Annotated in this window: 5 protein-coding genes; all 5 read left to right on the plus strand. The window is 34.9% G+C overall.

What is annotated here, in order from left to right; all coding sequences use genetic code 11:
• A partial coding sequence (locus tag BACCELL_RS19590) for a UpxY family transcription antiterminator (protein ID WP_007213767.1) occupies positions 1-379 on the plus strand: 379 nt, incomplete at its 5' end.
• A gap of 56 nt (positions 380-435) precedes the next feature.
• Positions 436-924 (plus strand): UpxZ family transcription anti-terminator antagonist, encoded by a 489-nt coding sequence (locus BACCELL_RS19595; protein WP_007213768.1) that lies wholly within the window; start codon positions 436-438, stop codon positions 922-924.
• Positions 925-995: 71 nt separating this feature from the next.
• On the plus strand, positions 996-1130 hold the full coding sequence (locus BACCELL_RS27510; protein ID WP_225979626.1) for an N-acetylmuramidase domain-containing protein: 135 nt from the start codon (positions 996-998) through the stop codon (positions 1128-1130).
• 131 nt (positions 1131-1261) lie between these two features.
• The gene (rfbC, locus tag BACCELL_RS19605; RefSeq protein WP_007213770.1) at positions 1262-1810 is read left to right on the plus strand and encodes a dTDP-4-dehydrorhamnose 3,5-epimerase; all 549 of its coding nucleotides are present in this window, start codon (positions 1262-1264) and stop codon (positions 1808-1810) included.
• A gap of 711 nt (positions 1811-2521) precedes the next feature.
• Positions 2522-3820, plus strand: coding sequence for a flippase (locus BACCELL_RS19610; RefSeq protein ID WP_022210355.1), 1299 nt, complete (start codon positions 2522-2524; stop codon positions 3818-3820).
• Positions 3821-4278: the final 458 nt, after the last annotated feature.

Genomic DNA, 4278 nt, shown 5'->3' on the forward strand with positions numbered 1-4278 from the left:
AGTTCCGGTTGTACATAACTTACTTTTTGTCCATGCCCGTCCTTCCGAGGTGAAACGCATCAAATCACAGGTAAGCTATTTGCAATACATTACGGATACCCGTAGCGGTCAGAAAATCATTATCTCCGACAGTGAGATGCAGCGTTTTATTGCTGTAGCCGGTACTTACAATGACCATCTTATGTACTTCCAACCTGATGAACTGAATCTATCTAAAGGTACGAAAGTTCGTATCACGGGCGGTGACTTCGAGGGTCAGGAAGGCATTTTCGTGAAAGTAAAAGGCGCACGTGATCGCCGTGTAGTTATCGAGATACAAGGTGTTATTGCCGTTGCGCTTGCTACGATTCATCCGGATCTTATAGAAGTAATCAAGTAATTGATAGTTGCCCTTTCTTCTCTTTAATTTTTAACTTTTAATTTTTAATTCATATTATGTCTCTTTCTGAAGAAACACTTGCTCTTCAGCGTGCAGCGCACGATCTGATGTATTTAGGTATGGACGGTAATCCGGTCTATAGCGACGACCTTTCCCGTCGTAACGGTGAAGTTTACCGCCTGACTACGGCTTTGTATAATTCCGGTGTCAAAGGTTCTACAGTTGAAGAACAGGCTAATGTTTGTCTCGCTCTTCTGATGGGCTATAGTGCCTCATTTATTGATCACGGTGAAAAACAAAAACATATCCAGGAGGTCTTAGATCGTTGTTGGGATATTCTTGATGCTCTTCCCGCTTCGTTACTGAAACTTCGTCTGCTTACTGCCTGCTATGGTGAGGTGTTTGATGAGCCTTTGGCGGATGAAGGCCGTATTATCATTGCTTCCTGGGATTCCACATCACTTACTGTTGAACAGCAAGAAGCTATTGAAGAGTTTCAGAACGCGATTGATAATCCCTATCCTTGGGAAGAAGTGAAAGATTAATCTACATGCTAACAGATTGTACCTTAGAAAAGAAGTTGTGGACGTTTCTAACAGTTGAGATGTTCCAAATAATGGGTTTCAATTATGCCGCTTGTGACGAAGATAGTAAGGAAAACTTCGTGCAGAGCATGTGTGAAAGCGAATACAAACAACTACTTCTTTTTGTGAATTTCATCAAAAACAATTCCTCAATGCTCTGTGTCTAACAATCCAAAGATTGGATGTTGTTTACTAAATTGCTATAATGGTCTGGTGTATGCGGAGAATAGGTATGATGTGAAGTTGGAAGCGGTGTATTGGAAATTTAGGGGGCTATGAATATCATTTTTGAATCAATATGGAAATTATAAAAACTGCCATTGAAGGAGTCGTAATCATTGAACCTCACCTTTTTAAAGATGAACGCGGGTATTTTTTTGAATCGTTCAATCAGAGAGAATTTGAAGAAAAAGTCTGTAAGACAACGTTCGTACAGGATAATGAATCCAAATCGTCTTACGGTGTCATTCGTGGTTTACATTTTCAGAAACCTCCTTTTGCTCAGAGTAAGTTGGTGCGTGTAGTAAAGGGGGCTGTTCTTGATGTTGCTGTAGATATAAGAAAAGGTTCTCCGACTTTTGGAAAGCATGTTGCTGTAGAATTGACGGAAAATAATCATTGTCAGCTTTTTATACCAAGAGGCTTTGCGCATGGATTTAGTGTGCTGAGTGAGGAAGTTATTTTTCAATATAAATGTGATAATAAATATGCTCCGGAGAGCGAAGGTGCTATTGCGTGGGGTGATCCAGATTTGAGGATTGATTGGAGAATACCAATGGATAAGGTGTTGTTGAGTGAGAAAGATAAGCAGCATTCGAATTTGAAAGAAGTTAATTGGCTATTTTAATCTTTACTTATGACCTTTTTGTCTTTGTGCTGTAATTCTAAAAACAAATGAAATGGTAAGCGATATAGGCTTTCTAAAATCTCATGATCTTTATCAATCCGAATGAATTACTAAAGGTCTTTCTATTGATGAATAGCATTGTTGGCTGAAGTAGTTGATAATAATTCTTTGTCTATTTTATGTATTTTTTGAGTTGTTTTTTCTATTGATATGATGTCTATTCTTGGTATTCATTTTTCGAATGGACTTGTACATTAGGATGATTTGAGTTATGCTTCCTTGCGTGGTCTAATTGAAAAGTTGGAGGTATTATATTAGACTTGGTCGGCGCTTTTAAAATACCTTACATAGTCAATATTACTGATATGCGCCTTAGTATGTTGTTTTTTTGAGATTGCTAAGTGTAAATAATCACAAAATTATTTTATATGATATCAGTTATGAATGATGTTATAAGTTCATGAAGCCTGTTTATAAGGATGATGATTTGTGGTATCAACTTGACTATAAATATTGGGTGCCTTGTTAAATTGTTCAGATTGTAATCATTTATTGGATTTTAAAATTATTTAATTATTAATCAAAAATATAACTCAATGTGGGCTATAATACCTTTACTGGTATGATAATCATATAGTGAGTGTTTACCCAATGTCATTAGTCGATAAAATAATCAATAGGTTGAACTTATCACCTACGAAAGCCAAAATTATGAAAAATATTTATTGGGCGATGTTAGGTAAAGTTGTTACTCTTTTAGGTGGTTTATTTGTAGGGATATTAGTTGCTCGTTACTTAGGGCCAGAACAGTATGGTCTTATGAACTATGTGATTAGTTATGTTTCTATATTTCAAATACTTGCTTCTTTTGGGTTTGATGATATTGAAATACGTGAAGAGTCTAAATACAATGGGTTTAGAGATAAAATTATAGGAACTGCATTTTTATTAAAACTTGTCTTGGCAGTCATTACAATATTTTTGGTAATTGGAACTGCATTATTGTTTGAAACTAATACTTTTACTAAGGCAATGATAATACTCTATTCTTTTTCTATGCTATTTAATAGCTCTAGCGTAGTGAGGAATTATTTTACATCCATTGTCTGGAACGAATATATAGTTAAAACAGAAATATCACGTACTCTATTAGGTGCAGGTGTTAAAATAGTTTTGTTACTTTTACATGCTTCTTTGGAGTGGTTTATTATGGCTACTTTATTTGATGTTTTTTTACTAGCAAGTGGCTATGTGTTTTCATATTCAACAAAAATAGGGAAAATATCGTTATGGTATTTTGATAAAGATTGGGCAAAATATTTAATAAAACAATCTTTTCCACTATTGTTATCTGGAGCTGCTGTTATTGTCTATCAGCGTATTGATCAGGTCATGATTGGTAATATGATTGATAAAGCTTCTGTAGGAGTATTTTCTGTTGCAAGTAGATTTGTAGAAATTATAATTTTTGTGCCTGTCGTTATGTCTCAGACCATTACTCCTTTGCTGATTCGAACTCGTGAAAAAAGCCAAGCTGATTATGAACAAAAATCGCAGCTATTTATGAATATAACAGTTTGGATATGTATTCTTTTGGCAATACTAGTTTGTTTATTTTCTTATTTCTTGATAAAGTATACTTTTGGTAAAGAATATATTCTAGCGGTTCCTGTACTTCATATAATGGCTTTTAAAGTTGTTGGGATGGCTTTGTCTAGTACAGCGGGACAAATGATTATTATTGAGAAGCAACAGAAATACGCCTTTATTCGTAATTTAATGGGATGCTTTGTTTGTGTTGGTTTAAATTTATGGTTAATACCTATATGTGGTATCATTGGTTCTGCTATAGTAACTATATTGACTACAACATTTGTTGGTTGTTTAGCTAATGTGTTTATACCTCCATATCATCGCTATCTACGTTTTCAGTTAAGAACACTGGCTTTTGGTTGGAAGGATTTAGTGAAAATTAGAGATTTGAAAGGTTTACGTCCTAAAAATGTCTAATAAGATAGAATGATGTTGATATGTGTTGTTGTGAAATATTTCATAAAAACACTTGTGTGCATTAACACAGATTTTGGATATTTTTTATTTGCTATAAAGCCGAAACTGGACTTTCCGGTGAGTCCATATAGAATTTTTCTTTCGTAACAAGATTTCTTATAACGAATTTGAAAAATGCTACAAGGGCACTTGTAAAAGTGTTTTTCCTGTCCGGGTGCATGATGTACAGTAGATTCCGAACAGCGAATCACCATCAAAGGGGACTGGAAAAGAAAGTGTGAATTCCAAAAGACAGATAAGAATAACGATTATACTAAAATCAAAGAGGAGTTTGGTGGTATACCGGAGTCAAAAGCCTTTTTAATATCCGTAAACTTAACAAATGAAAAGATGAAAACTTATATTGGTTATTCTCTGGATGAAAATTTACGCTGGAGAGCTGCCTCAGGAGGAGTTGG

It is taken from the genome of Bacteroides cellulosilyticus DSM 14838, assembly GCF_000158035.1.
GTDB classification, from domain to species: Bacteria; Bacteroidota; Bacteroidia; order Bacteroidales; family Bacteroidaceae; genus Bacteroides; species Bacteroides cellulosilyticus.

Bases quoted from the DNA above. Each gene is read 5' to 3' on its own strand.
- rfbC (WP_007213770.1), top strand. From the start codon at position 1,262: ATGGAAATTATAAAAACTGCCATTGAAGGAGTCGTAATCATTGAACCT.
- BACCELL_RS19595 (WP_007213768.1), top strand. From the start codon at position 436: ATGTCTCTTTCTGAAGAAACACTTGCTCTTCAGCGTGCAGCGCACGAT.
- BACCELL_RS27510 (WP_225979626.1), top strand. From the start codon at position 996: ATGGGTTTCAATTATGCCGCTTGTGACGAAGATAGTAAGGAAAACTTC.
- BACCELL_RS19610 (WP_022210355.1), top strand. From the start codon at position 2,522: ATGAAAAATATTTATTGGGCGATGTTAGGTAAAGTTGTTACTCTTTTA.